The 2716-nt window shown below is 39.2% G+C and carries 2 protein-coding genes and 1 pseudogene; all 3 read left to right on the top strand.

Annotated features, from left to right (window positions below; genetic code table 11):
• Nucleotides 1-236, top strand: a pseudogene (locus tag CK510_RS29015) (C2 family cysteine protease); the annotation flags it as partial.
• Nucleotides 237-548: 312 nt separating this feature from the next.
• Nucleotides 549-2057 carry a S8 family peptidase gene (locus CK510_RS29010; protein ID WP_095724926.1) on the top strand — a complete coding sequence of 503 codons (1509 nt, stop codon included), beginning with the start codon at nt 549-551 and terminating at the stop codon, nt 2055-2057.
• 417 nt (nt 2058-2474) lie between these two features.
• The gene (locus CK510_RS29005) at nt 2475-2690 is read left to right on the top strand and encodes a hypothetical protein (protein WP_095724925.1); all 216 of its coding nucleotides are present in this window, start codon (nt 2475-2477) and stop codon (nt 2688-2690) included.
• Nucleotides 2691-2716: the final 26 nt, after the last annotated feature.

Raw genomic sequence — 2716 nt, 5'->3', positions numbered from 1 at the left:
AAGCAACTAATCTAGGTGAATCGATTGGTTTCGGTTCAAAATTAAAACCAATTTCCGATAATATTGTTGCTGCCCACGCTTACGCATTAGTAAACTATAATTCCTCGACCCAAAAATTTACCCTATTTAATCCTTGGGGCATTGATAGCTCATCAAAACCCGCATTTTTAGAACTTAGTTGGAGCGAAATCGAGTCGAACTTTAGCTATTGGGATGCAACAAAACAATATACATAAATACTTATAAATAGCTTTTTATTTTATTATATCCCTGACTTCTCTAAGAAGCCGGAGATATATATGAAATTTGTTGAGATGAAGCTAATAGCATGATATTTGGAATCAAATAGAAAAATAAAGGTAAAAAATCCCCAAAAAAACATTTATTACCATCTTTTTGTAAAAGTAGCTGCAAATTATATGTTTACTTTATAGCTACTATTTACTAGCGAGACAAAACTTTTAAAACTTTTTAAAACTTTCCGCATTTTCTTTAACAAGAAAACATTTTATGCCGCCACAAAAAGCAATTTTTGAGGACAAATACCTATGCCCATTAACTATATGAGTAATAATTCTGTTTCCAAACAAGAACTAAATATTACTCCAACCTCTTCAATTACCAACTTCGACTCTAACAACAATGATATTTACAGCACTCACAGCTTTAAACATCACAACTCCAGCAGCTACAGCAATAATAGCGAAATCAGTACCCAATCCTATAACTCAACCACAGGTTACGGTTTAGTCGATGCATCCACAGCAGTAGCCAAAGCAGCAGGTAGAGACAAGTTTGCAGATGTCCCCGATTTAGTTGGTTACAATTGGGGAGACGACATGGTGAAAGCACCAGAAGCTTGGGCAAAAGGATACACAGGGGAAGGGATTGTAGTCGCAGTACTCGATACTGGAGTCGATCGCAATCATGAAGACTTAAAAAACAATATCTGGAAAAACACCAAAGAAATCGAAGGGAACGGCAAAGACGACGACGGAAACGGCTATGTAGACGACGTTTACGGCTGGAACTTCGACAGCAATAATAACAATACAATAGACGTAGACGGACATGGTACTCATGTTTCTGGAACCATCGCAGCTGAAAAAAACGACAAAGGAGCAACTGGAGTTGCTTACAACTCTAAAATCATGGCTGTCAAAGTTCTCGATGACAGTGGTTCTGGCTCTTATGACTCAATCGCCAAAGGAATCCGCTATGCTGTCGATAACGGTGCAAAAGTAATTAATATGAGTTTGGGTGGTGGTAGCAGCAACCAAGTCATGCAAGAAGCTCTACAATATGCCAGCAGCAAAGGCACAATCGTTGTCATGGCAGCAGGAAATAGCGGCAGTTCATCACCTATATACCCCGCACGCTATGCCAAAGATACAGGTGTAGCAGTTGGTGCAGTGGACAAAGATGGTAAGCAAGCAAGCTTCTCCAACCGCTCAGGGAATGACAAACTCACCTACGTCACAGCACCTGGAGTCAGCATCTATTCCACCGTTCCCAATAACGGATATGAGAATTACAGTGGCACTTCAATGGCAGCTCCCCACGTAGCTGGAGTCGTCGCTCTCATGCTCAGTGCTAATCCGAATCTGAGTGATTCCCAAGTAAGACAAATCTTAGCGGATACATCAGGAAATTCTGGACAAGATAGCACCCCAACTCCAATCCCCAGCTTCAATTTCGGCGACATATTCAACGGTTTTAACCCATTCTCAAGCAGTATTGAGTCATCAAGTCTGAATCAGGGTTCTTATGACTACACAACTGGATTTGAAACAGCCAATAACATATTCGACAATAACAGTAATACAGGTTTTAACGGGAGCATTGCAAACAACAGTAACAAAAGTTTAGCAATTTCTAGTACCAACACCATAACCAATTCCGAGATGTCCGAATACTGGAGTCAGAACCAAACCACATCAGATGTTTCCAGCATGGCAAGCACCAATCCATCCGATCCAGAAAATATTCTCAAGCGTTACGGAGAGATATTAATGGCTCCATACCAAGATTTCTTTCGGTTGATTCCTACAAAATAAGAGCAGATGCAGTAAGTTTTTAACTTGATATCAATTTCATACTGGCTGGGATAAATTATCCCAGTCAGTTTTTGTTTTGTTGTTTTTATAACATCCCGCATTCCTTGGATTTGCAAGCGATAGCAACTGACCTAACCCCCAACCCCTTCCCTCGCAGGGAATGGGAGCAATATAAGCGTATTTCACTCATCCGAAAACCGCTATAGAAAACTCAAAATATACAAAATATACAATCTACTTAATTAACCGTACTTTCTAAGCAAAATCAATTCCTTCACAAAGATTACTTGGATTTTTATTATTTCTTCACAAATAAATTAGGCGACTACACGGTAGTTTTTTAGCGGTATTAAGCACCAGTATTGGATATAGATAATCACGATTTTCGTTCAAAAACCTTTAATTATTGGGGTATATATGACATTTAATGCCGTAGATAATAAATTAGACACGACCAAAAGCTTGAGCATCGCTTCCGAAAGGCAAAAAGATTCGTTAGAGGCAAATATTAATCCTAATCGTCGTGGTAGTAGCTATGGCAGCATTATTAATGACGCAGTGCAGGAAACACAAGTGTCATTACCTGGCTGCCTGACAGAAGTCTGTAAAGCCAGTAAAATCAAGGAAATTTAACAAAAAGGGTCAAGAGACATGAGAAA

This window comes from Brunnivagina elsteri CCALA 953 (assembly GCF_002289455.1).
In the GTDB taxonomy this organism is placed as follows: domain Bacteria; phylum Cyanobacteriota; class Cyanobacteriia; order Cyanobacteriales; family Nostocaceae; genus Brunnivagina; species Brunnivagina elsteri.
This window is presented reverse-complemented; position numbering and strand designations above follow the sequence as displayed.

Bases quoted from the DNA above. Each gene is read 5' to 3' on its own strand.
- CK510_RS29010 (WP_095724926.1), top strand. From the start codon at position 549: ATGCCCATTAACTATATGAGTAATAATTCTGTTTCCAAACAAGAACTA.
- CK510_RS29005 (WP_095724925.1), top strand. From the start codon at position 2,475: ATGACATTTAATGCCGTAGATAATAAATTAGACACGACCAAAAGCTTG.